This is a genomic window from Streptomyces sp. NPDC007983, assembly GCF_042958345.1.
GTDB lineage: Bacteria > Actinomycetota > Actinomycetes > Streptomycetales > Streptomycetaceae > Streptomyces.
In genome coordinates, this window is record NZ_JBIBJI010000009.1 from 237,758 (window position 1) to 264,436 (window position 26,679).

Below are 26,679 nucleotides of genomic sequence, written 5' to 3' on the forward strand. Positions count from 1 at the left end.
TTTTTTTCATTTTTTTTTCGGCGCGGGGGGGGGGCCGGCCCCCCCCCGCCCCCCCCCCCCCGCGGGGGGGGGGGGGGGGGGCCCCCCCCGGCGGGGGGGGGGGGGGGGGGGCCCCCCCCCCCCCCCCGCCACACCCGGGGCACGGCCCACCGCGCCGTCCGGGCGCTTACGCCTCGTCGTCGACCCAGCTCATGAGCTTGCGCAGCTCCTTGCCGGTGGTCTCCAGGAGGTGGTCCTCGTCCGCCTTCTTCAGCTCGTTGTACTTCGGCAGACCGGCGTTGTACTCCGCCATCCAGTTCTTGGCGAAGGTGCCGTCCTGGATCTCGCCGAGGATCTTCTTCATCTCGGCCTTGGTGGAGTCGTTGATGATCCGCGGGCCGGAGACGTAGTCGCCCCACTCGGCGGTCTCGGAGATCGACCAGCGCATCTTCTCCAGGCCGCCCTCGTACATGAGGTCCACGATCAGCTTCAGCTCGTGGAGGCACTCGAAGTACGCGATCTCCGGCTGGTAGCCGGCCTCGGTCAGGGTCTCGAACCCGGCCTTGACCAGCGCGGCGGTACCACCGCACAGCACCGCCTGCTCACCGAAGAGGTCGGTCTCGGTCTCCTCGGTGAAGGTGGTCTTGATGACACCCGCCCGGGTGCCGCCGATGCCCTTGGCGTACGACAGGGCGAGCGGGAAGGCGTTGCCCGTGGCGTCCTGCTCGACGGCCGCGATGCACGGCACGCCGCGGCCCTCCTCGTACTGGCGGCGGACCAGGTGGCCCGGGCCCTTGGGGGCGACCATGCAGACGTCGATGTTGCCCGGCGGCTTGATGAAGTCGTACCGGATGTTGAGGCCGTGCCCGAAGAACAGCGCGTCGCCGTCCTTCAGGTTGTCCTTCACGGACTCCTCGTAGACCTTGGCCTGGATCGGGTCCGGGACCAGGATCATGATGACGTCGGCCTCGGCGGCCGCCTCGGCGGGGCTCACCACGCGCAGGCCCTGCTCCTCGGCCTTGGCCTTGGACTTGGAGCCCTCCTGCAGGCCGACGCGCACGTCGACGCCCGAGTCGCGCAGCGACAGCGCGTGGGCGTGGCCCTGGCTGCCGTAGCCAAGGATCGCGACCTTGCGGCCCTGGATGATGGACAGGTCGGCGTCGTCGTCGTAGAACAGCTCGGCCACTTCGGGATTCTCCTAGCGTGTGGGTTGTGCGTCCCACCGTATGACGGGCGGGCCGGTGAAGGTTCGGGGGTCTCGTCAGGCGGACCGGTCGAGCGCGCGCAGGCTCCGGTCGGTGATGGAGCGGGCGCCGCGCCCTATGGCGATCGTGCCGGACTGCACCAGCTCCTTGATGCCGTACGGTTCCAGCATCTTGAGCATGGCCTCGAGCTTGTCGCTGCTGCCGGTGGCCTCGATGGTCACGGCCTCCGGGGAGACGTCCACGGTCTTGGCGCGGAACAGCTGGACGATCTCGACGATCTGGGAGCGGGTCTCGTTGTCGGCGCGGACCTTCACGAGAACGAGTTCCCGCTGAACGGCCGAGCCGTCCTCCAGCTCGACGATCTTCAGAACGTTGACGAGCTTGTTGAGCTGCTTGGTGACCTGCTCCAGCGGCAGCTCCTCGACATTGACCACGATGGTGATGCGGGAGATGTCGGGGTGCTCGGTGACGCCCACGGCGAGCGAGTCGATGTTGAAGCCGCGGCGGGAGAACAGGGCGGCGATCCGGGCGAGGATGCCCGGGGTGTTCTCCACCAGGACGGAGAGCGTGTGCTTGGACATGGCGTGTGTCTCTCTTCTTCTTCTCTCGGTCCCGTGGCCTCAGTCGTCTTCGCCGTCGCCGAAGTCCGGGCGGGTGTCACGCGCCGCCAGGATCTCGTCGTTGGAGGTGCCGGCCGCGACCATCGGCCACACCATGGCGTCCTCGTGGACGATGAAGTCCACGACCACCGGCCGGTCGTTGATCGCGTTGGCCTTCTCGATCACGGCGTCGAGGTCGGCCGGGTCCTCGCAGCGGATGCCGATGCAGCCCATGGCCTCGGCGAGCTTCACGAAGTCCGGGACCCTGGTGCCCGCGCTGGGCTGGGTGGTGTCAGCACCCGGGCCGGAGTGCAGCACGGTGTTGGAGTAGCGCTGGTTGTAGAACAGGGTCTGCCACTGGCGGACCATGCCCAGCGCGCCGTTGTTGATGATCGCGACCTTGATCGGGATGTTGTTCAGCGCGCAGGTGACCAGCTCCTGGTTGGTCATCTGGAAGCAGCCGTCGCCGTCGATCGCCCAGACCGTACGGTCCTCCAGGCCGGCCTTGGCACCCATGGCGGCCGGGACGGCGTAGCCCATGGTCCCGGCGCCGCCCGAGTTCAGCCAGGTAGCGGGCTGCTCGTACTGGATGAAGTGGGCGGACCACATCTGGTGCTGGCCGACGCCCGCGGCGAAGACGGTGCCCTCCGGGGCCAGCTCGCCGATCCGCTGGATGACCTGCTGCGGCGACAGGCTGCCGTCCTCGGGCAGGTCATAGCCGAGCGGGTAGGTCTCGCGCCACCGGTTCAGGTCCTCCCACCAGCCGGAGTAGTCGCCGGTGTGACCCGCGTCGTGCTCGGCCTGGACCGCGACGACCAGATCCGCGATGACCTCGCGGGCGTCCCCGACGATCGGCACGTCGGCGGCGCGGTTCTTGCCGATCTCCGCCGGGTCGATGTCCGCGTGCACGATCTTGGCGTGGGGGGCGAACGAGTCGAGCTTGCCGGTGACCCGGTCGTCGAAGCGCGCGCCGAGCGCCACGATCAGGTCCGCCTTCTGCAGACCGGTGACGGCGGCGACGGTGCCGTGCATACCCGGCATGCCGAGGTGGAGGTGGTGGCTGTCGGGGAAGGCCCCGAGCCCCATCAGGGTGGTGGTGACCGGCGCCCCGGTCAGCTCGGCCAGCACCCTCAGCTCCGCGGTGGCATGCGCCTTGAGGACGCCGCCGCCCACGTACAGCACCGGGCGCTGGGCCTCGGTGATCAGCCGGGCGGCCTCGCGGATCTGCTTGGCGTGCGGCTTGGTCACCGGACGGTAGCCGGGCAGGTCGGTCTGCGGCGGCCAGGAGAAGGTGGTCTTGGCCTGCAGCGCGTCCTTGGCGATGTCGACCAGGACCGGGCCGGGGCGGCCGGTGGCGGCGATGTGGAACGCCTCGGCGATCGTGCGCGGGATGTCCTCGGCCTTGGTGACCAGGAAGTTGTGCTTGGTGATCGGCATGGTGATGCCGCAGATGTCCGCCTCCTGGAAGGCGTCCGTGCCGATCGCCTTGGAGGCCACCTGACCGGTGATCGCGACGATCGGGACGGAGTCCATGTGGGCGTCGGCGATCGGGGTGACCAGGTTGGTGGCGCCGGGGCCCGAGGTCGCCATGCAGACGCCGACCTTGCCGGTGGCCTGGGCGTACCCGGTGGCGGCGTGGCCCGCGCCCTGCTCATGACGGACGAGTACGTGCCTGACCTTCGAGGAGTCCATCATCGGGTCGTACGCGGGGAGGATCGCACCGCCGGGGATACCGAACACGGTGTCGGCGCCCACCTCCTCGAGCGAACGGATGAGGGACTGCGCGCCCGTGACGTGCTCGACGGTGGCGGACTGCGGTCCGCCGTTACGGGCCCGCGGCTGGGGATGATGGGCCCCGGAGGCCTGCTCGGTCATCGGCATTCTCTTCTCGAATGAGGTGTGATGCGGGAGGAAGGCGGTGCACAGGCGTCAGTGCAACAAAAAACCCCTCGTGCCGTGAGGCAAGCGAGGGGAGCGCGCCGGTGAGGGTCCGCAGGGCTTCAACATGACCCTGCTCAGCCGACGCGCTGTCCAAGTACGAGAATTCGGGTGCGCATGGCTCCGACCCTCCCCCCCGCGCGTATCAGGTGTCAAGTGGGTGGGACAGGAGTCTCAGTATTTGAGCGGGTCGGCGGGTGGGTGTGGTGCGCCTCCGGGCGCCGGGGCCCATGCCCGCCGTATCCGCCGTGCCGCACCGGCAACCCGCCGCCGACCAGCACCGGGGCGTCCGAGCGCGGCACCGGATAGCCGCCGCGGATCAGCGCCCGACGCAGCCGGTGCTCATCCAGCGGCCCGCTGAAGACCATGCCCTGGGCGTGGGTGCACCCCATGCCGCGCAGGGTCACCAGCTGCTCGGGCAGGTCCACGCCCTCCGCGATGGACTGCATCCCGAGATCGCCGCCGATCCGCAGCAGCCCTGAGGTGATCTTGTGCAGCCGGGAGGACTCCACCACCCCCTCGACCAGCCCCTGGTCCAGCTTGAGCACGTCGATGGGGAGCCTGCGCAGCGCCCTGATCGCGGCGTAGCCGCTGCCGAAGCCGTCGAGCGCGATCCGCACCCCCAGGCGGCGCAGCGCGCCGAGGCGGTGCTCCAGCTCGTCCAGCGGCACCCGGGGATCGCTGTCGGTCAGCTCCAGGATCAGCGCGCCGGATGGCAGACCGTGCCGGGTGAGCAGGGTCTCGACGGCCTTGGGCGGCATCGACTTGTCGACCAGACGCCCCGCGGGCAGCCGCACGCAGACGGGGACCATATGGCCGTCGCGACGGCGCTCGGCGGCCTGTTCCACGGCGGCCTCCAGCGTCCACCGGGTCAGCTCGGCGGTACGGGCGCCTTCTTCGCCCGCGCGGCCGTGGTCGCCGCCGCGCCCGTTGTCGGCGACCCTCAGGAACTCGGCCGGGGTGAACAGGATGCCCTGGGCGGAGCGCCAGCGGGGCTGCGCCGCGACGGCGGTGACCCGGCCGGTCGCCAGCTCCACGACGGGCTGGTGCAGCAGCACGAACTCACCGTCGTGCAGGGCGGCGCGCAGCCTCGTGGCGACCTCGGCGCGGCGCGCCACCTCGGCCTGCATCTGCGGGGCGTACAGCTCGACGCGGTTCTTTCCGGCGGCCTTGGCCCGGTACATGGCCAGGTCGGCGTTGCGCATCAGGGCGCCGGGGCTGGTGCCGGGCTCGGCGAAGGCGACGCCGATGCTGGCGGCGACCCGCACCTCGGTGCCGCCCTCGACCCGGTAGGGCTGGGAGAGCCGGGCCCGCAGCCGGTCGGCGATCTCCAGGATGCGGCATTCGCGGGTGCTGGTGTCCCCGGCGCCGTCGCCCACGATGAGGGCGGCGAACTCGTCGCCCCCGAGCCGGGCGGCGCAGTCGCCGGAGCCGGAGCGCACGGACTCCTGGAGCCGGCGGGCGGCCTGGACCAGCAGCTCGTCGCCCGCCTGGTGGCCGACGGTGTCGTTGACGGCCTTGAAGCCGTCGAGGTCGATGAAGAGCACGGCGGTGCCCGCGTCGGTGCGGCGGCGGCCGCCGACCGCGTGCCGGACCCGCTTGGTGAACAGGGCGCGGTTGGGCAGGTCGGTCAGCGGGTCGTGCTCGGCACTGTGCTGGAGCTGGGCCTGGAGCCGGACCCGCTCGGTGACATCGCGGCTGTTGAAGATCAGGCCGCCGTGGTGGCGGTTGATCGTCGACTCCACGTTGAGCCAGTCGCCGGAGCCGGAGCGGAAACGGCACTCGATGCGGGTGGTGGGCTCCTCGCCCGGCGAGGCGGCCAGGAACCGGCGGACCTCGTGGACCACCGGACCCAGATCCTCGGGGTGGATGAGCGAGGCCAGTTCGGAGCCCATCAGCTCGTCCGCGTCCCGCCCGTAGACGCCGGTGGCGGCGGGGCTGACGTACCGCAGGATGCCGGTGGGCGCGGCGATCATGATCACATCGCTGGAGCTCTGCACCAGGGACCGGAAGTGGTTCTCCTTGTGCGCCAGCTCCTGGGTGAGCGCGATGTTGTCCATGAGCATGATCGCCTGCCGGACGAGCAGGGCGAGCACGACCGCGCAGGCGGTGAAGAGCACTCCCCCGTCGACCGGGCGGCCGTCCATCACGTTGAACAGGATCCCCAGCGTGCAGACGGCGGCGGCGAGGTACGGCGCCAGGGCGGCGAACGCGCCCGCCGTGGGGCGGCTCGGCCGGTCGGAGCGGCGCGCCACGGGCGGCGGGGTCTCGGCGGCGTCCCGCCGGGCCACCCAGGGCGCGTACGCGAGCAGCAGCGAGCCGGCGAACCATCCGGCGTCCAGGATCTGGCCGGAGTGGTAGCGCTCGTGGAGCAGCGGCGAGGTGAACAGCGCGTCGCACAGCACGGTCAGGGCGAACGCCGCGATCGCGGTGTTGACCGCCGGCCGGCTGGCCGACGACGAGCGCCGGAAGTGCAGCACGATCACCATGCTGACCAGCACGATGTCCAGCAGTGGGTAGGCGAGCGAGAAGGCCCTGCGGGCCACGCTCTCGGCGTCCCCGCCGAACTCCCCGGTGTGGGCGAGCGCGAGGCTCCACGACAGGGTCATCAGTGATCCGGCGATCAGCCAGGCGTCCAGGCCCAGGCAGATCCATCCGGCCCGGTTCTGCGGGCGCTTGGCGAGCACCAGCATGCCGACGATCGCGGGCGGCGCGAAGAGCAGGAAGCAGACATCGGCGAACGAGGGGGTGGGCACGGGACGGCCCAGCACCACCTCGTACCACCCCCAGGTGGCGTTGCCCAGGGCGGCCATGGCGGAGGAGGCCGCGAACAGCAGCCATGCCGGGCGCATCCGCCCCGAGTTCCTGCGCCCGTGCCACAGACAGGAGGCCGCGGCCGTGAGCGCGGCCGCCGCCAGGCCGAAGTCGCCCATGAAGACGGCCAGTTCGGCCGACCCCCAGCCGAGCACCGCACCCACCGCGTACGCGGCGCAGACCAGGGCCAGGACGACCTGGGGCAGCAGCCGGGTGCCGCCGGAGACCGACGGCCGGGCGAGCACCGCTCCGGTGGCGCTCACCGCGCTGCCACCCGTCGTGCGAGGGGGCGCGGCCGCGCGAGCCGTATCCCCATGAGCTTCGTCATCGAGAGCCGCGCGGCTGCGCGGAATAGTCGCGGTCGACGCCTGAGCTGCGTCGGGTCGTTGGTCCATTGGCCATACATCGCCCGTCGCCCCCCTCGAGTTCCGGTCCATCGCTGACGCCGTCAGGTCATTGGCGCAGCCCCCGCTCGGGACGATACACCAGACTGGTCACTCAGGGACATAGGCCATCTACTCACCGTAATCGACTACGGCGTTGTATATACGGAGTGCAGTCAATCGATGTCTGTATGTACTGCCAGGGGCATGTTGCCCCCTCGTCTACCCCGTGGTCATCATCAGATGTTCCATCGGCTCGCCCGCGGCGAACCGGCGCAGCTGGGCGCGCAACAGCCGCTTGGCGCGCGGCCGGAAGGCCGACGAGGGGCCGCCCACATGCGGGGTGATGAGCACTCCTGGAGCGTGCCACAGCGGATGCCCGGCGGGCAGGGGCTCGGGGTCGGTGACATCCAGCGCGGCGCGCAGCCGGCCGCTCTCCACCTCGGCGAGGAGCGCCTTGGTGTCCACCACCGCGCCCCGTGCGACATTCACCAACAGCGCTCCGTCCTTCATCTTCGCCAGGAAGTCCGCTCCGGCCAGGCCCCGGGTCTGCTCGGTCAGCGGGGTCACCAGGACAACGACGTCGGCCTCCGGAAGCAGTTGAGGCAAGGCGTCGATCGGGTGCACCGGACCGCGCTCGGTCGTGCGCGGGGAGCGCGCGACGCGCGTCACCCGCTCGCACTCGAAGGGTTCGAGCCGGTCCTCGATCGCGCTGCCGATCGAACCGTATCCGACGATCAGAACGGACTTGTCGGCGAGCGCCGGACGGAAGCCGGAGTTCCATTCCTCGGCGTCCTGGGCGCGGACAAAACCGGGGATGTCACGCAGCGACGCCAGGATCAGGGTCAGGGCCAGCTCGGCGGTGCTCGCGTCGTGCAGCCCCCGGGCGTTGCACAGCTGCACGCCGGGGACGACGCGTGACATGGCGGGCAGCAGGCTGTCTATGCCCGCGGTGAGCGTCTGGATCACCCGCAGACCGGTCATGGCCTCCAGCGGCCGGGCCAGCACCTCGGGACGCTTCATGTACGGCGCGCAGTAGAAGGCGACGCGGGCGGGGTCGGTGGGGTATTCGGGGCCACCGTCCCAGTGGGCGTACTCCAGGCTCTCGGGCAGGCCCTCGATCTCCTCGGGCGGGATGGGCAGCCAGACGAGGGGGCGGGCCGAGTCGCCGGACGCGGCATGAGACGAATCGTGGTGCCGGAACGTATCGCTGTGATCTGCACTCATGCCAGGAGGCTATGCGAAGTGAGGCTCTCCGCAGAGGTTAGTTTGGTGCGAGAAACGGGAGGGGTCAGGCCAGGTGGAGCGCAGGACAATCGGAGCGGCGGCGCTCGAGGTGGGTGCCATCGGCCTTGGGTGCATGCCCATGAGCTGGGCATACACCGCTTCGCAGCGCAACGGCGAGCACTCGCTGCGCGCCGTGCACACCGCGCTCGACGCGGGTGCGAGCCTGCTCGACACCGCCGACATGTACGGCCCCTTCACCAATGAACTGCTGGTGGGCCGGGCGCTCAAGGAGCGGCGCGCGGACGCCTTCGTGTCCACCAAGTGCGGACTGCTCGTCGGTGAGCAGCACATCGTGGCCAACGGGCGGCCCGGCTATGTGAAGCGGGCGTGCGACGCCTCCCTGCGGCGGCTGCAGACCGATGTGATCGATCTCTACCAGCTGCACCGGGCCGATCCCGAGGTGCCGATAGAGGAGACCTGGGGCGCGATGGCGGAGCTGGTCGCCGCGGGCAAGGTGCGGGCGCTGGGGCTGTGCGCGGTGGGGGCACGGGCCCAGCGGCGGGCCGGTGCGCGGATGCACGACGCGACGGTGCGGCAGCTGGAGCGGGTGCAGCAGGTCTTCCCGGTGAGCTGTGTGGAGGCGGAGCTGTCGGTGTGGTCGCCCGAGGCGCTGGAGGCGCTGGTGCCGTGGTGCGCCTCGCGCGGGGTGGGCTTCCTGGCGGCGATGCCGCTGGGCAACGGCTTCCTGAGCGGGACGCTCACGCCAGGGCAGGGCTTCGAACCGGAGGACATGCGCGCCCGGCACCCGCGCTTCACGGCCGAGATGATGGCGGCGAACCAGCCCATCGTGGCCGGTCTGCGGCGGGTCGCGCGGCGGCACGGGGAGACGGTGACGGCGGCTCAGGTGGCGCTGGCGTGGCTGCTGGCCCAGGGACCGCACGTGGTGCCGGTGCCGGGGACCAAGCGGGAGCGCTGGGCGGCGGAGAACGCGGCGGCGGTGGACGTGATGCTGACCGCCGACGACCTCGCCGAGATCGTCACGCTGCCGCCCGCCCGGGGGTCGTGGGACTAGGGGGCCCGCCCGGGGACCGTGGGGCTGGGAGTGCCCGCCCGGGGGGGGCGTGGGACCAGGGCTCTCCGCCGGGGCCAGGGGGCCGGTTCGGGGAAGGGAACCCTGCGCGGAGCTGCGGTGTATAAGAATCAGTGCCGTGCCGCGGCACACGTGCCCCACCGAGAGGAACCCGACCGTGCGACGTCCTCGCATCACCCCCGCCCTCGCCGCCCTCGCCGCCACGGCCGCGCTGTCGCTGATCACCGGCTGCTCGACCGGTGACGGGAAGTCCCCCTTCGAGCGGTCGGGCTCGTCCGCGCCCGGGAAGGAGGGCTCCAAGGGCGGCTCCCCGTCGTCGGCGCCCTCGGCCAGTGAGTCGGCGGCGCCCAAGAAGGGTTCGGCGAAGGTGGTGAGCATGCTCACCACCAAGCTGCGATCGCCCTGGGGGGTGGCCCCGCTGCCGGGCGGGGATCTGCTGGTGTCCTCCCGGGACACCGGGAAGATCTTCAAGATCTCGGCGGACAGCGGGAAGCAGACCGAGCTGGGATCCGTGCCCGGCGTCTCTCCCGCGGGCGAGGGCGGTCTGCTGGGTCTGGCGGTCTCCTCCGACTTCGGCGCGGACCACATGGTGTACGCGTATTTCACCACCGACTCGGACAACCGGATCGTCCGGATGGTGTACGACGACAAGCGCCCCTCGGGTGATCAGCTGGGCGCCCCGGACACGATCTTCAAGGGCATCCCCAAGGGCTCGATCCACAACGGCGGCCGGATCGCCTTCGGCCCGGACAAGATGCTGTACGCGGGCACGGGCGAGAGCGGTGAGCGGGGGCTCGCCCAGGACATGGACTCCTTCGGCGGCAAGATCCTGCGGATGACCCCGGACGGCGAGCCGGCGCACGGCAATCCGTCGGCGAATTCCGTCGTCTACTCCCTGGGTCACCGCAATGTGCAGGGGCTGGCCTGGGACGCCCAGAAGCGGCTGTGGGCATCGGAATTCGGCCAGGACACCTGGGACGAGCTGAATCTGATCCGGCCGGGCAAGAACTACGGCTGGCCGGAGGTGGAGGGCAAGGCCGGGAAGAAGGGGTTCGTCGATCCGGTCGAGCAGTGGAAGCCCAAGGACGCCTCGCCGAGCGGTATCGCGTTCGCCAAGGGCTCCATCTGGATGGCGGGGCTGCGCGGTGAGCGGCTGTGGCGGATCCCGCTGCGGGGGACCAAGCCGGTGGCCGCCCCACAGGCGTTCCTCACCGGGAAGTACGGGCGGCTGCGCAGTGTGGTCGCCACGGACGACGGCGGGCTGTGGCTGGTCACGAGCAATACGGACGGGCGGGGTGATCCGGGCAAGGAGGATGACCGGATCCTGCGGCTGGACATCAGCTGACGGTGGCGGGCCCGGCCCCTTTTCTGGCGGTCTGCTTACACTGGCCGCAGTCCCACACCTACGGGGGTCGCCATGTTCAACCTCATCGAGGAGCTGTTCGCGCCCGGTCGCAAACACACCGAAGAGGAGCGCAACCGGCTGGAGTTCACGCTGGAGGACATCGGCGACAGCGACCCGGGGAAGGGGCCGATAGACCTCGACTCCGGCCAGGTGGTGATCCGCCCTCGCGAGGGCTGACGGCCCCGTAGGGCGCGCCCTACGGTACGGGCGTGGGGGCCGTGTCCGCCTCGGGCGCACGCGGTCCGGGCACGGGCAGCGGGCTCCGCCCCGGGTCCGGCGCCTCGATGCTGATGCGCGGCAGGGTCCGCTCCAGCCAGCCCGGCAGCCACCAGTTGGCGCCGCCGAGCAGATGCATCAGGGCGGGGACCAGCAGCGTGCGGAGAACGAAGGCGTCCAGGGCGACCGCGGCCGCCAGCCCGATGCCGAACATGGCGATGGTCCGGTCGCCGCTGAGCACGAACGCCGAGAAGACGGCGATCATGATGACGGCCGCGGAGTTGATGACCCGGCTGGTCTCGGCGAGGCCCACCCGGACCGCGAGCCGGTTGTCGCGGGTGTGCTGCCACTCCTCGTACATCCGGCTGACCAGGAACACCTGATAGTCCATGGAGAGCCCGAAGAGTACCGACACCATGATCACCGGCAGGAAGGGTTCGATCGGGCCCGCCCTGCCGAGCCCCAGCGGCTCGCTCCCCCAACCCCACTGGAAGACCGCGACGACGACACCGAAGGACGACGCGACGGCGGCCACATTCATGACCGCCGCCTTGACCGGGATGCCGATGCTGCGGAACGCGAGCAGCAGCAGCACACAGCCGAGTGCCACCACCACTCCCACGAACAACGGCAGCTTGGAGACGATCACCGCCGCGAAGTCGTCGTACCCCGCGGTCAGTCCGCCGACGTACACCCGCAGCGAGGTGCCCTCCTCGGCCTTCGGCAGCACCTCGCCACGCAGCCGCTCGACGAGCCGCGAGGTGTCCGGCGACTGCGGGGCGGTGGTGGGCACGACCGTGATCACCCCGGTGTCGCCTCCGCCGCCGAGGTCCGCCGCGCTCACCGAGGCGACGCCCTCGGTGGTGCGCAGGGTGGTGGTCAGCCGGGTGAAGGCCATCCGGTCCTCGGCGCCGTCGATGCTGCCGATGAGCGTCAGCGGTCCGTTGAAGCCGGGCCCGAACCCCTCGGCGAGCAGATCGTACGCCTGCCGGGTGGTCGAGGTCTGGGGGTTGTTTCCCTGGTCGGAGGTGCCGAGCCGGAGCGAGAGGGTGGGCAGGGCGAGGGTCAGCATGACGACGACGGCGACCGCGCCCAGCACCTTGGGGTGGCGTTCCACGAAGGACGCCCAGCGGGTGGCGAGGCAGGGCAGCGTACCGGGCCGTGGCCCGTGCTCGGCCAGCCGCCGTCGTTCGCGGCGGCTCAGGGCCCTCATCCCTATCAGCCCGAGCAGCGCGGGCAGCAGCGTGATGGAGGCGGCGACGGTGAGCGCGACCGTCAGCGCGGCGGCGACCGCGACACCGTTCAGGAAGCTCAGCCGGAGCACCAGCATGCCGAGCAGGGCCAGGCACACGGTCGCGCCCGCGAAGATCACCGCACGGCCCGAGGTGGTCACCGCACGCTGTGCGGCCTCGGCGACCGGCAGCCCCTGCCGCAGCCCCCGGCGGTGCCGGGTGACGATGAACAGCGCGTAGTCGATGCCGACGCCGAGCCCGATCAGCATGCCGAGCATGGGCGCGAAGTCGGCGACGGTCATGGCGTGGCCGAGCAGCCCGATCGCCGCGTACGCGGTGCCGACGCCGATGAGCGCGGTGGCGATCGGCAGCAGGGTCGCCGCGAGCGAACCGAAGGCGAGGAAGAGGACGACGGCGGCCACGGCGACGCCGATGGCCTCGCTGAGGTGGGCGGGCCCGGCCGTCTCGGTGAGCCCGGCGCCCACGCCGCCCATCTCGATCTCCAGCCCCGGGGCGGCGGCCGAGCGCGCGGTGTCCAGGACCCGGCGCACCTCGTCCTTGCCCAGGTCGGCGGCGGGTTCGCGGAAGACGACGGTGGCGTAGGCGGTGTGCTGGTCGGCGCTGATGCGGCTGGTGTCGTCGGTGCCGTACGGGCCGGTGACGGAGACGACGCCGGGCAGCTCGGCGACGCGCCGCAGCGCCGCCGTCATCCGCCGCTCGACGTCCGCGGAGCGCACGGTTCCGGCGCGGTCGTTTCCGGCGCGCCCGCTTCCGGCGTGCACGGCTCCGGCGCGGTCGTTTCCGGCGTGGTCGGCGGTATGCCAGACGATGGTGTCGGTGTCCCCCGCCCGGTCCGGGAACCGCTGCTCCAGCAGGCGCGAGGCCGTGGAGGAGCCGGTGCCCGGGATGTCGTAGTTGTTCGAGTACGCGGACCCGGCCATGGCCGCCGCGGCGGCGACGCCCGCGAAGAGACCCAGCCAGAGCACGATCACGACGGCGCTGCGGCTGATACACCATCGTGCGAGTGCGGCCATGGCTGCTTTCCGGTCTGTGCACCGAGTGCGGCGTGATGTGCTTGTGACCAAGGCACTCTGTCAGCCGGAAAAGATCCTTTGTCCCCTTTGTGGGCTTCCCCACATCCGGAGCAAGCGCCTCCGGTAGCTGTGGCTTCAACCGCTGACCGAGGGGCGCCCGTTTTCGATGTGCCCGGTGAGGCGGCGGTGGAAGGAGGGGTCGCCCTCCGCCGTCAGCACCAGGTCGTACCAGCCGCGGCCCTCCTTCGCCGAGAACTCCACGGCCCGCGTCGAGCCCGCGCGCACGCTCACCGTCCGCTGCCGCGCGTCCGCGTCGGCCACATAGGCGCGCGGGCGCACGGTGACCTCGACCGTGCGCTCCCCCTTGTTGGTGATGGTGAGCGTGAGCTGCCGTCGGCGGGCGTCGATGCCACCGCGCACCCGCAGCCCGGCGGCGGCGCCGTCGGCCGTGCCCCGGAACTCCCGGCGGAAGCCGTTCGGCCCGGTGAGGACGAAGTCGTAACCCCCGTCCCGCACCGGCACGTCCCAGGTGGACAGGGTGCCGGGGGCCAGGTCGCGGTGCTGGGGCGCCTCGTACTCGCCCGCGTACGGGAAGAGGATGATGTGCGCGCTGCGCACCCCGGCGTTGGCGAGTGCCAGCCGCATCACCCCCGCCCGCGGTTCGAACACGCCGGACACCTCCGGCTGGTACGGCAGCGGGCGGGCCGGACGCGTGCCCACCTCCTGCCGTGGCATCCGCTGGTCGGCGGGCGGCTCCGGCGTCCAGTGCTCGCGGTCCGCCGGGGGCGGCCCCGGGTGGCGCAGCGGCTGCGGGGCAGCGGCGCTGCCGAAGGCGAAGGCACCAGTCAGGTCGCCGCATACGGTACGGCGCCAGGCGGAGACGTTCGGCACCTCGATGCCCAGCCACTTCTCCAGGAAGCGGGTGGCGGAGGTGTGGTCGAACAGCTCGGAGCAGACGTAGCCGCCGACCGTCCACGGCGAGATCACCAGCATCGGCACCCGCATCCCCAGACCCAGCGGCCGGCCCTGCCACCACTCCTCGGCCACGTCGGCGGGCGGGTTGGGCGGCACCACATGGTCGAAGAAGCCGTCGTTCTCGTCGTAGGTGAGGAAGACCGCGGTCTTGCGCCACACCTCGGGGTGGGCGGCGAGCGCGTCCAGGACCGCGTACGTGACGGTGGCGCTGTGCGCGGGGGTGGAGACGTCGGGGTGCTCGGAGTCCAGCGGGGACGGCACCAGGTACGACACCGCGGGCAGCCGCCCGGCTGCCACGTCGGCGCGGAACGCCTCCTCGAAGCCGCCCTCCTCGACCCGGCGCAAGCCCCGCTCGAACAGCCGCCGCTCATCGTCGTCGAGCTTGGCCAGACCCGCTTCCAGCCCGTCGAGAAGCCGCCGCCGCTCGGCGCCGGACGCCTCCCGCACCGTGGTGTAGAACGCGTTCGTGCTGGTGAAGCCCAGCCCGGCCAGCGCCTTGCGGGCCACGTCCTTGAACGGCCGGTAGAACTCGATGTTGTTGTCCTGGAAGTTGTCCCACTCCTGGTAGACCCGCCAGCTCACCCCGGCCCGCTCCAGCACCTCGGGGGTGGTGGTCCAGTCGTAGCCGGGGTGGCTGTCCTCCTCGTACGCGTCGTTGCCGACCGCGCGCTGCCCGCCCGGTTCGTAGCCGGTGGTGCCGCTGACCCAGTAGTTGCGGTTGGGGCTGGTGGAGGAGTGGATGGCGGAGTGGTACGCGTCGCAGATGGTGAACGTGTCCGCCAGCTCGTAGTGGAACGGGATGTCCGCCCGGTCGAAGTGGACCATGGTGGCCGGGGACTTGGCGGCGATCCAGTTGTCCATCCAGCCGCCGTTCCAGGCCTTCGCGCCGCCGTCCCAGGAGTGGTCGAGCTGGCCCACGAAACGCAGGTCCTCGCGCTGCGCCTCGGCCGCCTCGCGCGCCCCGAAGGGCAGGACGTGGCCGCCGCCCGGCTTCGGCTGCGCGAAGACGCTTCGTCCGCCGGGCAGGGTGACGGCGCCCGGGTCGGCAAAGCCGCGGACGCCCCGGAGCGTGCCGAAGTAGTGATCGAAGGAACGGTTCTCCTGCATCAGCAGGACCACATGCTCGATGGCGTCGAGACCGCCGGGCGGCGGGGCGGGCTGCGCGGCGAGGGCGGCCTGGAGCGACGGCGGCAGCAGCGAACCCGCCGCGACCGCCCCCGTCGCGCCGGCACCGAGTGCGACCAGCCTCCGGCGTGCGATGTCCGATGCCACCTGTGCCTCCCTGTCCGTGAGCGTCCGCACAGGGAAGCTAGTGAGAGCAGATGGCCGGTGCACGTCCGCGGCGTTACGGCACGACGGCGTTACGGCACGACGGCGTTACGGCACGACGGCGTTCCCGCATGGCAGCCCCGGATCAGCGGAACGCCGGGCTCAGCGGAGCGTGGGGCCCAGGGGAAAGTGGCAGGCCACCTGGTGCCCCGGGGCGGCCGGTTCGGCGGGCATCGGCTCCTCGCGCGCGCAGATGTCCCGGGCGCGCGGACAGCGGGTGCGGAACCGGCAGCCGGAGGGCGGATCGGCGGCCGACGGCGTCTCCCCGCCGAGCGGCGCGGCCGTCGGCCCGTCGTCCGGATCGGCCTGGTCCGCCGTGTCCAGCAGACCGCAGGTGTACGGGTGGAGGGGCGCGGCGAACACCGTCGCGGCGGGGCCGCTTTCCACCAGCTTGCCCAGATACATCACGCCGACCCGGTCCGCGAGATACCGGACCACGGCGAGGTCGTGCGAGATGAACAGATATGCCACCCCCGTCTCGCGCTGCAGGTCCCGCATCAGGTTGAGGATCTGCGCCTGTACGGAGACGTCCAGCGCGGAGACCGGTTCGTCCGCCACGACGAGCGAGGGCGAGAGCGCCAGCGCTCGCGCCAGCCCGAGCCGCTGGCGCTGGCCGCCGGAGAACTCGTGCGGATGGCGGTCCACGGCGCCGCGCGGCAGCCCCACGTCGTCCAGCAGCCGCGCGATCCGCGCGCGCTGCCCGGCGCGGTCCCCGATGCCCTGGATGACCAGCGGCTCACGCAGGATCTCCGCCACGCGCATCCGCGGATCCATCGCGGCGTACGAGTCCTGGAACATCAGCTGCACCTCGCGGCGGTGCGCCTTGCGGGCGCGGCGGTCCAGCGTGGCGATGTCGCGCCCGCCGAACCGGACGGAGCCCGCGGTCGGGGGTTCCATGCCGACGACGAGCCTGCCGAGGGTGGACTTCCCGCAGCCGGACTCCCCCACGATCCCGAACGTCTCCCCGCGCCGGACGGAGAGCGACACCCCGGCCACCGCGCTCACCACCGCGCCCCCGCGGCGGGCGAACGGGCCGCCGCGCAGCGGGTAGTCCTTGGTCAGGCCGGTGACCCGCAGCAGGGTCTCGTCGGTACGGACCGGGGCCGGGGCAGGGGCCGCGGGGACCACCTGGGCGACGGGATCGATGCCGGGCGGTACGGGATGGAAGCAGGCGAAGGCGTGCCCCTCGTGCTCGGCCGCTGTCAGGGGCGGCTCCTCCGCCTCGCACCGCTCGCTCGCGAACCCGCACCGCGGTGCGAAGCGGCAGCCCGCCGGACGGGCCGGCGACGACGACGGCGGGAGGCCCGGGATGGTGGCCAGGGGCTGGGACGCGTCGGCGGCGCGTTCCGGGAGGGCGGCGAAGAGCGCCTGGGTGTAGCGGTGGCGCGGGGCCGCGAAGAGGGTGCGGACACCGGCCCGTTCCACCGTCCGGCCCGCGTACATCACGGCCACCCGGTCCACCCGCCGGGCGATCACTCCGAGGTCGTGGGTGACCAGGATCATCGCCATGCCCAGCCGCGCCCGCAACTCGTCGATCAGCTCCAGGATCTGGGCCTGTGTGGTGACGTCCAGCGCCGTCGTCGGCTCGTCGGCGATCAGCAGCCGGGGTTCGCAGATCAGGGCCATGGCGATGGCGACCCGCTGCCGCATACCGCCGCTGAGCTGGTGCGGATAGCTCCGCAGCCGCTCCCCCGGCTTCGGCAGCCCGACCAGCCGCAGCATCTCCTCGGCCCGCCGCCACGCCTCCGCCTTCGCCACGCCCTTGTGCAGCAGCAGCGGTTCGGCGACCTGGGCGCCGATGGTCATGGTGGGGTTGAGGGAGGTGAGCGGATCCTGGAAGACCATGCCGATGCTGTTGCCGCGTACGCCCCGCAGCACCGGTTCGGGTGCGCTCGCCAGGTCCGTACCGGCGAAGGTGAGGGAACCGCCGGTGATACGGCCTCCGCCCGGCAGCAGGCCCAGGATGCTCAGCGCGGTCATGGTCTTGCCGCAGCCGGACTCGCCGACGAGGCCCAGTGCCTCGCCCGGGGCGAGGTCGAGGGACACCCCGTCGAGGGCGTGCACGGTGCGGCGCCGGTCCCCGTCGCGGTCCGGGATCTCGACGTGGAGGTCGTCGACGCGCAGCAGGGGGCCGGTCATCGGCGCTCACCCCGGCCTCTCCGGAATCCGTTTCCCTGGAGCCGCTGGAACCGCACGTCGAAGGCGTCCCGCAGGCCGTCGCCGATGAAGGTGAACGCGGCGACGACGAGCACGATCGCGATGCCGGGCGGGAAGATCAGCCACCAGTAGCCGACCTGGGTGTAGGTGATGCCGGTGCTGAGCATGGAACCCCAGTCGGCGGCGGGTGGCGGGATGGACAGGCCGAGGAACGACAGATAGGCGACGTACAGGATCGCGTCGGCGATCTGGAACGTGGCGTTGACGATCATCGTGCCGATGGCGTTCGGCACGATGTGCCGGAAGACGGCCCGCGCGCCGCCGCCGCCCATGAGCCGCATGGCGTGGATGTAGTCGCGGCTGCGCAGCGCCAGCGCCTCGCCCCGGATGAGGCGGGCCGGGGACAGCCAGGCGACGGAGGCGATGATCAGGATCAGCACGGGCTTGCTGGGAGTGACGATCGTGGCGACGACGACCAGCAGGAACAGCGCCGGGATGGCGAGCGCGGCGTCCGTGATCCGCATCATCGCGGCGTCGAGCCAGCCGCCGAAGTAGCCCGCGACCGCGCCGTACACGGTGCCGATGAGGGTGGCCAGCAGCCCCGCCGCGAGGCCGACCTCCAGGGAGGTCTGGCCGCCGGTCATCAGCCGGCCCAGCATGTCGTAGCCGAGGTCGGTGGTGCCGAGGGGGTGGCCGGGACTGCCGGGCGGGAGATTGGCCCGGCCGAGGTCCGTGTGCACCTGGTCGGTGGGGCGGACCAGCGGGCCGGCGAAGCAGAAGGCCATGAGCGCCGCCAGCACCACCGCGCCGGCCAGGGCCGGCTTGTCGCGGGTGAAGACGGCGAGGGCGCGGCGGGCCGGACCGGGTGCGGCGGGCACCGTCCCGTCGGTGCTCACGGAGGCCGCGGCGGTCACGAGACGCTCCTGATCCGGGGGTCGAGGACGGCGTACGCGATGTCGGTGAGCAGCGAGCCGAGGACGGTGGCGACACCGACGACGAGGGTCACCCCGAGCAGCACCGGGAAGTCCGAGCCCTGGGCGGAGTTCCAGAACAGCAGCCCCATCCCCGGGTAGTTGAACATCGACTCGACGACGAGCGTGCCGCTGAGGAGCGTCGGGAGATAAAGGCCGAGGAGGCTCGCGAGCGGGATGAGCGCGTTGCGCAGCACGTGCCGGGCCATGATCCGGGCGTTGGACTGGCCCTTGGCGCGCGCGGTGCGGACGTAGTCCTCGCCCAGGTTGTCCAGCACCGCCGAGCGCGTGTAGCGGCTGAAGGCGGCGACGAGGCCGAGCGCCAGGGTGACCACGGGCAGCACCAGGGCGCGCGGGTCGGACAGCACACCGATGGCCGTGTCCGCCTGCGGGGCCTCGGCCGGGAAGAGCTGGAGCCGCTGGCTGAAGACGAGGATGAGGACCAGGCCGAGGAAGAAGACCGGGGTGGCGTACGCGAGGAAGGCGATCCCGGTGAGCAGGTGGTCGGCGATCCGGCCGCGGCGCACGGCCTGGAGGACGCCGAGCGGAACGGCGAGGACCGCCGCGAGCGCGATGGCGAGCCCGGTCAGCACCAGGGTCTTGGGGAGCCGGTCGGCCAGCAGGGCGGAGACGGTCTGGTTGAGCTTGTACGACTCGCCGAGATCACCGGTGAGCAGCCGTCCCAGGTAGTGGACGTACTGGAGGGGCAGCGAGCGGTCGTAGCCCTGCTGGTGGTTGAAGTGCTCGACGGCCTGCGGGGTGGCCTTGGGGCCGAGGATGGCGCGGGCCGGGCCGCCGGGGAGCTGGTGCAGCAGCACGAAGACGATGACGGAGACGAGGAGCAGGACGACGGCGGCCTGTGCGGTCCGCTGGGCCAGGAAACGGATCATCCGCGGCCCGCTCCCTTCCTGACGAAATACCAGTCCTGGGGTGCGAGGGTGAGGGTGGGGTTCTGGTCGATGCCGCGCAGGTCGTTGCGGATGACGGAGACCTGGTAGGCGGGGTTCGGGGTCCACAGGACGGGGACCTGCCGCGCGACGTACTCCCCGTAGCGCCGCATCGCGGCCGGATCGCCGGTGTACTCGGTCGCCCTGATCAGCTCATCGGTGCGCGGATCGGACCAGTTCCCCATGTTGGAGGGGGCGCCGGTGGCGAAGAGCTGTTCCCCGCTGGGGGCGGGCGGGAAGTACCAGCTCCCGGCCGTGCCGAAGAACCCCAGCTCCCACGCCGAGCACAGCGGCTCGGTCCGCCGGCAGGGCACGGTCGTGCCGAGCACGGTGTTGAGCGGCTGCTGCCGGATGTCGAGGGTGATCCCGGCCCGGTCGTACGAGGACTTGATCTCCTGCATCTGGTTGGAGGTCTCGGTCGAGCCGGACTGGGAGAGCAGCGAGAGCCGCAGCCGCCGCCCCTCCTCGATCCCCTTGCCGCAGGCGTGCGGTCCCGTCCCGGGCCGCACGCACCGCAGCACGCCGTCACGCTCGCGCCAGCCGTGCCCGGCCAGCAGCCGCCGCGCCCTGGCCGGGTCGTACGGGTACGGATCGCGGGCGAGGAGGTTGGCGGGGACCGGGCCGCGGGTGGGGGCCGCGGTGCCGTGCCAGACGACCCTGGATATGGACCGCTGGTCGATCAGGTGCTGGAGGGCTTGGCGCAGATAGGCCTGACGCAGCATCGGGCCCGCGGTGGGGTGGTTGAGGTTGAGGACGATATAGGTGATCGCCCAGCCCTCCCACGGATCGACGCGATAGCCCCTCTCCTTGAACCGCCCGGCCTGGGCCATCACCGAGGGCGGGATGTAGCCGTAGTCGACGCCGCCGGAGCGCAGCACGTTGAATTCGGAGTCGGCGGTGGTGAAGGGCTTGAAGACGACGCGGTCGAGGTGGGGTGTGTCCGGACCGGTGTACCGGCGGTTGGGGACGAGCGAGACCTGGCCGGAGGCGCTCCACCGCTCGATCTTCCAGGGCCCGGAGACGGTCTTCCACAGCGGATCGGTGGCGAACGCGGACAGCTTCCCGGCGTGCTGGATCAACCGGGCGAAGGCCCTCTCGGGGCTCTCGTTCCGCGGATTCCACGCGTGGCGCGGCAGCGGGACGACGTTCAGGCCGAGCTGGTTGGCGGTGAACCAGGCGGGGTTGTACGGGCGGACCAGCCGGAGCCGGAAGGTGCGGTCGTCGACGGTCTCGAAGCGCTTGACGTTGTCGGGCAGGAGTCCGGGCGAATAGCCGGCCCACTCTTTTTTGTTGCTCTTGATCAGATCGAACCAGAATTTGACGTCCCCGGTGGTCACGGGTGTTCCGTCCGACCAGGTGAAGCCCCTTTTCAGGGTGACGGTCACGGTCGTGCCGCCGTCGCCGTAGCGGGGCGGCTCGGCGAGGTTGCGCGGGCTGTCCATGGTGAGCTTCCCGCCCGCCTTCACCGGCTGGTACAGCGGCGGGTACAGCAGGTTCTGGATGGCGCTGTTGTACGAGGCCAGATAGCCGGGGGCGGCGATGGGGAAGATCCAGTTGGGTCCGGCGGCGGGCGGCAGCGCCATGGTCGCCGTACCGCCCTCGACCCTGGTTCCGCCGGTCGCGCCGAGGTCCGTGACCCGCTCGGACCCGGCCGAACAGCCGCCGGTCAGCAGGGCCGCGAGCAGCCCGGCGAGGAGGGCGCGTAAGCCTGTGCGTATGCGTATGCGCGTGCGTGTGCCGGACCGACCCATGCTGCCTCCGCGTACGGACGCCGGTGAAACCACATCAAGGCTCTGTTACGTCTGGTACGGGAACGAACGGATGGTAACCACGGAAGGCCCGTTGTGACATCGTCTTCATTCGGCCAACGCATAAGGTGAGCGCGGACCGACCGGAAGCGAGGCAGCATGGCACCCACCACCATCCGAAGCCGCCTGCGGATCGGCATCGGCGGCATGCACATCGAATCCAGCACCTTCAGCCCGCACCGCGCCGGCTACGACGACTTCCGGGTCACCCGCGGCGGCGACCTGCTGGGCCGCTACGGCTGGACCCGTCCGGACGGCGACCTCTCCGAGCACGTCGAATGGGTGCCCCTCGTGCACGCCGTCTCGCTCCCCGGCGGGCCCGTCGAGCCCGCGACGTACGCCCGCCTCAAGGCCGAACTCACCGACCGCATCCGGGCCGCGGGCCCCCTCGACGGGCTGGTGTACGACATCCACGGCGCGATGAGCGTCGTCGGCATGGACGACGCCGAGGGCGATCTCACCGACGCGGTACGGGAGGCCATCGGACCCGACGCGCTGATCTCCGCCGCCATGGATCTGCACGGCAACGTCTCACGCCGCTTCGCCGACCGCCTCGACCTGCTCACCGCGCACCGGCTCGCCCCGCACGAGGACGCCTGGGAAACGCGCGAACGCGCCGCCCGCAAACTCGTCGAACGCCTCGCCTCCGGCAAGGGCCGCCCCCACATCGCCTGGGTCCAGATCCCGGTGCTGCTGCCCGGCGAGAAGACCAGCACCCGCCTTGAGCCCGCCGCGTCGCTCTACGGGCGGCTCGCCGCCGTCGAGGCGCTGGACGGCGTCGTGGACGCGGCGATCTGGGTCGGCTACGCCTGGGCCGACGAACCGCGCTGCCGGGCCACGGTGGTCGTCACCGGCGACGATCCCGCGCTCGTCGTCGACCAGGCCCGGTCGCTGGCCCGCGAATACTGGGAGGTGCGTCGCGACTTCACCTTCGTCGGCCCCACCGGCAGCGCCGACGCGTGCATCGCCGACGCCCTCGCCTCCCCCGACCACCCCTTCCTCATCAGCGACTCCGGCGACAACCCGACCGCGGGCGGCGCGGGCGACCTCGCGTACCTGCTCGGCCGGCTGCTCGCCCACGACGACCTCGCCTCCGGCCGCGCCACCGCCCTCCACCCCGGCATCACCGACCCCGCGGCGGTCGCGCGGTGCTTCGCCGCGGGGGTGGGTGCGACGGTCTCGCTCTCGGTCGGCGGGCACATCAGCGGTGCCACGGCGCACGGCGGCCCGTACGAACTGACCGGCGAGGTGGTCGCGCTCCGCCCCGGCGACGAGGTCGGCGGCGACCTCGCGGCGGTGCGGCGCGGCGGGGTCACGGTGATCCTCACCAGCCGCCGCAAGCCGTTCCATCGGCTGGCCGACTTCGGGGAGCTGGATCCGCGGACGTACGACCTGGTCGTGGTGAAGATCGGCTACCTGGAGCCGGAGCTGTACGAGATGGCGGCGGACTGGCGGCTCGCCCTGTCCCCGGGCGGGGTGGACCAGGACCTGCTGCGGCTGGGCCACCGCCGGGTGGTGCGGCCGCTGTACCCCTTCGACGACCCGATGCCGGAGCCGGACCTGACCCCGGTGCTGCTGTAGCCGGGGCCTGCGGCGGCTGTGTTCCCCCACCCCGGCCACACGACGGCGGCGGGGTGCGAACCGCGCACCCCGCCGCCGTACAAACGGGCGTCAGCCCTCTACACCCAGCTTCTCCAGGATCAGCTCGCGCACCCGCGCCGCGTCCGCCTGGCCACGCGTGGCCTTCATGACGGCACCGACCAGCGCACCGGCCGCCGCGACCTTGCCGCCGCGGATCTTGTCCGCGATGGCGGCGTTCGCGGCGATCGCCTCGTCCACGGCCGTGCCCAGGGCGCCCTCGTCCGAGACGACCTTCAGGCCGCGGGCGGCCACGACCTCGTCCGGGGAGCCCTCGCCCGCCAGCACGCCCTCGATGGTCTGGCGGGCCAGCTTGTCGTTGAGGGAGCCCTCGTCGACCAGGGCGCAGACCCGGGCGACCTGGGCCGGGGTGATGGGGAGGGCGGCCGGCTCGACGCCCTCCTCGTTGGCGCGGCGGGCCAGCTCGCCCATCCACCACTTGCGCGCGGCACCCGCGTCCGCGCCCGCGTCGATCGTCGCGGTGATGAGGTCGATGGCGCCCGCGTTGAGGACGGACTGCATCTCGTGGTGCGAGATGCCCCACTGCTCCCGCAGCCGGGTGCGCCGCACCCGCGGCAGCTCGGGGAGGTCGGCCCGCAGCTTTTCGACCCATTCGCGCGAGGGGGCGACCGGCACCAGGTCCGGCTCGGGGAAGTACCGGTAGTCCTCGGCCTCTTCCTTGACCCGGCCGGACGTCGTGGAGCCGTCCTCCTCGTGGAAGTGACGGGTCTCCTGGATGATCGTCCCGCCGTCGCCCAGCACCGCGGCGTGGCGCTGGATCTCGAAGCGGGCGGCGCGCTCGACGGACCGCAGCGAGTTGACGTTCTTCGTCTCGGAGCGGGTGCCGAACTTGTCGGCGCCGTGCGGCCGCAGCGACAGGTTCACGTCGCACCGCATCTGGCCCATCTCCATGCGCGCCTCGGAGACCCCGAGCGCCTTGATGAGCTCGCGCAGTTCGGCGACGTACGCCCGGGCGACCTCGGGAGCCTTCTCCCCGGCCCCGACGATCGGCTTGGTGACGATCTCGATGAGCGGGATCCCGGCCCGGTTGTAGTCCAGGAGGGAGTGCGAGGCGCCGTGGATGCGACCGGTCGCGCCGCCCACGTGGGTGGACTTGCCGGTGTCCTCCTCCATGTGGGCGCGCTCGATCTCGACGCGGAAGACCTCGCCGTCGACCTCGACGTCCAGATAGCCGTTGAAGGCGATCGGCTCGTCGTACTGCGAGGTCTGGAAGTTCTTCGGCATGTCCGGATAGAAGTAGTTCTTCCGGGCGAAGCGGCACCATTCGGCGATCTCGCAGTTCAGCGCGAGACCGATCTTGATGGCCGACTCGACGCCGGTCGCGTTGACGACGGGCAGCGAGCCGGGCAGGCCGAGGCAGGTGGGGCAGGTCTGCGCGTTGGGCTCGGCGCCCAGGGTGGTGGAACACCCGCAGAACATCTTGGTCTTGGTGCCGAGTTCGACATGGACCTCGAGCCCCATCACGGGCTCGTAGGCGGCCAGGGCGTCCTCGTACGACACCAGTTCAGTGACGGTCACGGAAAACCAACCTCTCAACCCGCGAGGACGTCGTCGTCGCCCAGGCGCTTCAGCTCGCGGACGAGCAGGGCGACGCCGGTGGCGATGGCGGCGGCGGACACCAGCGCGTCGGCCAGCTGCAGCTTGTCGTTCTCGAAGCGGGCCTTCTTGGCCTGCTTGATCACGCTGACCGCGCCGAACAGCGAGGTCGCGATGGACACGTAGGTGCCGGGCTTGGACTTCTTGAAGCCCTTGGCCTTCTGAATCGCACTCACAGCGACGGTGCCTCCTCAAGCAGCGGGTGGCCCCAGCGTTCGGTGAGCGCGGCCTCGACCGCGGCACCGACCCGGTAGAGCCGGTCATCGGCCATGGCGGGAGCGATGATCTGCAGTCCGACCGGCAGACCGTCCTCCGGCGCCAGACCGCAGGGCAGTGACATGGCCGCGTTCCCCGCCAGGTTCGCGGGAATCGTGCACAGGTCGGCGAGATACATCGCCATCGGGTCGTCGGCGCGCTCGCCGATCGGGAAGGCGGTGGTCGGGGTGGTCGGCGAGACCAGCACGTCGACCTGCTCGAACGCCTTCTCGAAGTCCCGGGTGATCAGCGTGCGGACCTTCTGCGCCGAGCCGTAGTACGCGTCGTAGTAGCCGGAGCTGAGCGCGTACGTACCGAGCATGATCCGGCGCTTGACCTCCGCGCCGAAGCCCTCCGCACGGGTGAGCGCGGTGACCTCCTCGGCGGACTTGGTGCCGTCGTCGCCCGACCGCAGGCCGTAGCGCATGGCGTCGAAGCGGGCCAGGTTGGAGGAGCACTCCGACGGCGCGATCAGGTAGTACGCCGCCAGGGCCTTGTCGAAGGACGGGCAGGAGATCTCCACGATCTCGGCGCCCAGCTCGCGCAGCAGCTCCACCGACTCGTCGAAGCGCTGCATGACGCCGGCCTGGTAGCCCTCGCCCGCGAACTCCTTGACCACGCCGACGCGCATGCCGCGCACGCTGCCGTTGCGGGCGGCCTCGACGACCGCCGGGACCGGGGCGTCGATGGAGGTCGAGTCGAGCGGGTCGTGCCCGGCGATCACCTCGTGCAGCAGGGCCGCGTCCAGCACGGTACGGGCGCAGGGGCCGCCCTGGTCCAGCGAGGACGAGAAGGCGACCATGCCGTACCGGGAGACCGCCCCGTACGTCGGCTTGACGCCGACCGTGCCGGTGACGGCGGCCGGCTGGCGGATGGAGCCGCCGGTGTCGGTGCCGATGGCCAGCGGCGCCTGGAAGGACGCCAGGGAGGCGGAGGAGCCGCCTCCGGAGCCGCCGGGGATGCGGGTGAGGTCCCACGGGTTGCCGGTGGGTCCGTACGCGCTGTTCTCGGTGGAGGACCCCATGGCGAACTCGTCCATGTTGGTCTTGCCCAGCACGATGACGTCCGCGGCCCTGAGCCGCTGGGTCAGCGTCGCGTCGTACGGCGGAATCCACCCTTCGAGGATCTTGGAGCCGACGGTGGTCGGGATCCCCTTGGTGGTGAAGATGTCCTTGAGCGCGAGCGGAACCCCGGCCAGCGGGCCCAGCTCCTCGCCGCGCGCCCGCTTCTCGTCGACGGCGCGGGCCTGCGCGAGGGCGCCCTCGCGGTCCACGTGCAGGAAGGCGTGCACCTTCTCGTCGACGGCCTCGATACGGGCCAGATGGGCTTCGGTGACCTCGACGGCGGTCAGCTCGCCGGAAGCGACCTTGGCGGCGATCTCCGCCGCGGTGAGCCTGATCAGATCAGTCATGCGGGTCAGTCCTCCCCCAGGATCTGCGGCACCTTGAAACGCTGCTGCTCCTGGGCCGGGGCGCCGGACAGCGCCTCGTTCGGGGTCAGCGACGGACGGACCTCGTCCGGCCGCATGACGTTGGTCAGGGGCAGCGGGTGGGAGGTCGGCGGTACGTCTTGATCGGCGACCTCGGAGACGCGGGCCACCGCGCCGATGATGTCGTCCAGCTGTCCGGCGAAGTGATCCAGCTCTTCGGCCTTCAGCTCCAGACGCGCCAGCCGTGCGAGGTGGGCAACCTCCTCGCGCGTGATGCCAGGCATGCAGCGATCCTCAGGGTGAGTGTGAAGTGTTTTCCGGCCCCAATCCTATGGCGCCCCCCACACCCGGCGCGAAACGCTTTGCGCTGTCGCGGTGCGGCTCTGTTCTTCCTGGGGTTTCGTCGCCGGGTGCGGGCCGATGGGTGGGTT

General features: G+C 71.6%; 19 protein-coding genes. 4 read left to right on the top strand and 15 right to left on the bottom strand.

All coding sequences use genetic code 11. The features are described from left to right. Positions 1–166 precede the first annotated feature (166 nt). The 5 genes from ilvC to ACFZCY_RS27720 form a co-directional block, all read right to left on the bottom strand. A complete protein-coding gene (gene ilvC / locus ACFZCY_RS27700) occupies positions 167–1,165 on the bottom strand; it encodes a ketol-acid reductoisomerase (RefSeq protein WP_361478164.1) in 999 nt (332 codons plus the stop codon). 75 nt (positions 1,166–1,240) lie between these two features. Beyond that, a complete protein-coding gene (gene ilvN, locus ACFZCY_RS27705; protein WP_391178823.1) occupies positions 1,241–1,765 on the bottom strand; it encodes an acetolactate synthase small subunit in 525 nt (174 codons plus the stop codon). Between the two features lie 39 nt (positions 1,766–1,804). Continuing rightward, a complete protein-coding gene (locus ACFZCY_RS27710; protein ID WP_391178827.1) occupies positions 1,805–3,664 on the bottom strand; it encodes an acetolactate synthase large subunit in 1,860 nt (619 codons plus the stop codon). A 209-nt stretch (positions 3,665–3,873) separates the two neighbouring features. Then, a complete protein-coding gene (locus ACFZCY_RS27715) occupies positions 3,874–6,798 on the bottom strand; it encodes an EAL domain-containing protein (protein WP_391178829.1) in 2,925 nt (974 codons plus the stop codon). A gap of 342 nt (positions 6,799–7,140) precedes the next feature. Beyond that, entirely contained in the window at positions 7,141–8,145 is a 1,005-nt protein-coding gene (locus ACFZCY_RS27720; RefSeq protein WP_391178832.1) for an NAD(P)-dependent oxidoreductase, read from the bottom strand. A 73-nt stretch (positions 8,146–8,218) separates the two neighbouring features. Between ACFZCY_RS27720 and ACFZCY_RS27725 the strand changes: the two genes are divergently transcribed. The 3 genes from ACFZCY_RS27725 (at position 8,219) to ACFZCY_RS27735 (ending at position 10,817) form a co-directional block, all read left to right on the top strand. Next, the gene (locus tag ACFZCY_RS27725; protein ID WP_391178835.1) at positions 8,219–9,217 is read left to right on the top strand and encodes an aldo/keto reductase; all 999 of its coding nucleotides are present in this window, start codon (positions 8,219–8,221) and stop codon (positions 9,215–9,217) included. A gap of 175 nt (positions 9,218–9,392) precedes the next feature. After that, positions 9,393–10,580, top strand: coding sequence for a PQQ-dependent sugar dehydrogenase (locus ACFZCY_RS27730; protein ID WP_391178838.1), 1,188 nt, complete (start codon positions 9,393–9,395; stop codon positions 10,578–10,580). Between the two features lie 72 nt (positions 10,581–10,652). Beyond that, positions 10,653–10,817 carry a DUF6191 domain-containing protein gene (locus ACFZCY_RS27735; protein ID WP_361478181.1) on the top strand — a complete coding sequence of 55 codons (165 nt, stop codon included), beginning with the start codon at positions 10,653–10,655 and terminating at the stop codon, positions 10,815–10,817. 19 nt (positions 10,818–10,836) lie between these two features. On the opposite strand, the gene ACFZCY_RS27740 is transcribed toward ACFZCY_RS27735, so the two are convergent. From ACFZCY_RS27740 to ACFZCY_RS27765, 6 genes are all read right to left on the bottom strand, one after another. Then, entirely contained in the window at positions 10,837–13,122 is a 2,286-nt protein-coding gene (locus ACFZCY_RS27740) for an MMPL family transporter (protein ID WP_391178841.1), read from the bottom strand. Between the two features lie 135 nt (positions 13,123–13,257). Next, the gene (locus ACFZCY_RS27745; RefSeq protein ID WP_391178844.1) at positions 13,258–15,369 is read right to left on the bottom strand and encodes a phosphocholine-specific phospholipase C; all 2,112 of its coding nucleotides are present in this window, start codon (positions 15,367–15,369) and stop codon (positions 13,258–13,260) included. Between the two features lie 159 nt (positions 15,370–15,528). Continuing rightward, positions 15,529–17,565, bottom strand: coding sequence for a dipeptide ABC transporter ATP-binding protein (locus tag ACFZCY_RS27750; RefSeq protein ID WP_391178847.1), 2,037 nt, complete (start codon positions 17,563–17,565; stop codon positions 15,529–15,531). Next, entirely contained in the window at positions 17,562–18,497 is a 936-nt protein-coding gene (locus ACFZCY_RS27755; RefSeq protein WP_391178850.1) for an ABC transporter permease subunit, read from the bottom strand. The genes ACFZCY_RS27750 and ACFZCY_RS27755 overlap by 4 nt, the downstream gene beginning before the upstream one ends. Then, positions 18,494–19,444 (bottom strand): ABC transporter permease subunit, encoded by a 951-nt coding sequence (locus ACFZCY_RS27760; RefSeq protein WP_391178854.1) that lies wholly within the window; start codon positions 19,442–19,444, stop codon positions 18,494–18,496. Before ACFZCY_RS27760 ends, ACFZCY_RS27755 begins: the two co-directional genes overlap by 4 nt. Continuing rightward, a complete protein-coding gene (locus ACFZCY_RS27765; protein WP_391178858.1) occupies positions 19,441–21,252 on the bottom strand; it encodes an ABC transporter substrate-binding protein in 1,812 nt (603 codons plus the stop codon). The genes ACFZCY_RS27760 and ACFZCY_RS27765 overlap by 4 nt, the downstream gene beginning before the upstream one ends. Before the next feature lie 156 nt (positions 21,253–21,408). Here ACFZCY_RS27765 and ACFZCY_RS27770 point away from each other — a divergent pair, with 156 nt between their 5' ends. After that, a complete protein-coding gene (locus ACFZCY_RS27770) occupies positions 21,409–22,890 on the top strand; it encodes a M81 family metallopeptidase (RefSeq protein ID WP_391178861.1) in 1,482 nt (493 codons plus the stop codon). A gap of 90 nt (positions 22,891–22,980) precedes the next feature. On the opposite strand, the gene gatB is transcribed toward ACFZCY_RS27770, so the two are convergent. The 4 genes from gatB to gatC are packed head-to-tail and all read right to left on the bottom strand — an operon-like array spanning position 22,981 to position 26,532. Next, positions 22,981–24,486: an Asp-tRNA(Asn)/Glu-tRNA(Gln) amidotransferase subunit GatB gene (gatB, locus tag ACFZCY_RS27775; protein WP_391178865.1), complete on the bottom strand. Its 1,506-nt coding sequence runs from the start codon at positions 24,484–24,486 to the stop codon at positions 22,981–22,983. A 14-nt stretch (positions 24,487–24,500) separates the two neighbouring features. Next, positions 24,501–24,740, bottom strand: coding sequence for a hypothetical protein (locus ACFZCY_RS27780; protein WP_055547413.1), 240 nt, complete (start codon positions 24,738–24,740; stop codon positions 24,501–24,503). After that, a complete protein-coding gene (gene gatA / locus ACFZCY_RS27785; protein ID WP_391178872.1) occupies positions 24,737–26,230 on the bottom strand; it encodes an Asp-tRNA(Asn)/Glu-tRNA(Gln) amidotransferase subunit GatA in 1,494 nt (497 codons plus the stop codon). The genes ACFZCY_RS27780 and gatA overlap by 4 nt, the downstream gene beginning before the upstream one ends. A 5-nt stretch (positions 26,231–26,235) precedes the next feature. Then, entirely contained in the window at positions 26,236–26,532 is a 297-nt protein-coding gene (gatC, locus tag ACFZCY_RS27790; protein ID WP_055547417.1) for an Asp-tRNA(Asn)/Glu-tRNA(Gln) amidotransferase subunit GatC, read from the bottom strand. Between the last annotated feature and the right edge of the window lie 147 nt (positions 26,533–26,679).

What these genes read in the sequence shown, in the direction of transcription:
- ACFZCY_RS27765 (WP_391178858.1), bottom strand. Translation starts at nt 21,252, where the DNA reads ATGGGTCGGTCCGGCACACGCACGCGCATACGCATACGCACAGGCTTA.
- ACFZCY_RS27770 (WP_391178861.1), top strand. Translation starts at nt 21,409, where the DNA reads ATGGCACCCACCACCATCCGAAGCCGCCTGCGGATCGGCATCGGCGGC.
- ilvN (WP_391178823.1), bottom strand. Translation starts at nt 1,765, where the DNA reads ATGTCCAAGCACACGCTCTCCGTCCTGGTGGAGAACACCCCGGGCATC.
- gatA (WP_391178872.1), bottom strand. Translation starts at nt 26,230, where the DNA reads ATGACTGATCTGATCAGGCTCACCGCGGCGGAGATCGCCGCCAAGGTC.
- ACFZCY_RS27740 (WP_391178841.1), bottom strand. Translation starts at nt 13,122, where the DNA reads ATGGCCGCACTCGCACGATGGTGTATCAGCCGCAGCGCCGTCGTGATC.
- ACFZCY_RS27710 (WP_391178827.1), bottom strand. Translation starts at nt 3,664, where the DNA reads ATGCCGATGACCGAGCAGGCCTCCGGGGCCCATCATCCCCAGCCGCGG.
- ACFZCY_RS27750 (WP_391178847.1), bottom strand. Translation starts at nt 17,565, where the DNA reads ATGACCGGCCCCCTGCTGCGCGTCGACGACCTCCACGTCGAGATCCCG.
- ACFZCY_RS27760 (WP_391178854.1), bottom strand. Translation starts at nt 19,444, where the DNA reads ATGATCCGTTTCCTGGCCCAGCGGACCGCACAGGCCGCCGTCGTCCTG.
- gatC (WP_055547417.1), bottom strand. Translation starts at nt 26,532, where the DNA reads ATGCCTGGCATCACGCGCGAGGAGGTTGCCCACCTCGCACGGCTGGCG.
- ACFZCY_RS27720 (WP_391178832.1), bottom strand. Translation starts at nt 8,145, where the DNA reads ATGAGTGCAGATCACAGCGATACGTTCCGGCACCACGATTCGTCTCAT.
- ACFZCY_RS27735 (WP_361478181.1), top strand. Translation starts at nt 10,653, where the DNA reads ATGTTCAACCTCATCGAGGAGCTGTTCGCGCCCGGTCGCAAACACACC.